At 67.1% G+C, this 249-nt stretch carries 1 protein-coding gene; it reads right to left on the reverse strand.

Annotated elements, in window-relative coordinates:
* On the reverse strand, positions 1-249 hold a 249-nt coding region (locus H3H39_RS27525; protein WP_220461697.1), incomplete at both ends, for a hypothetical protein.

A 249-nucleotide genomic window follows, 5' to 3' on the forward strand; every position in this document is an offset into this window, starting at 1 on the left:
CGGTGTCGGTGATGCTGACAGTATGGGCGCCGTCGGTCATGCTGGCGGCGTCATAGCTGGCGACTTGCTTGCCATCGACTGTGATGACGCGGGTGGCGTCGGCATCTGGCGCACTGAACGTTAGCGCAGCCTGGCTCGTCACGCCGTCGCCGGCGACGCCAGTGTCCGTGGTCAGGGCCACGCCCGCAGTTGCGATCGTGGTGTCGAGGGTGAAGGCGAAGGCTGCGGCATCGTGGGTGTTGCCGGCCA

The sequence above is a fragment of the Rugamonas apoptosis genome (assembly GCF_014042355.1).
GTDB classification, from domain to species: domain Bacteria; phylum Pseudomonadota; class Gammaproteobacteria; order Burkholderiales; family Burkholderiaceae_D; genus Rugamonas; species Rugamonas apoptosis.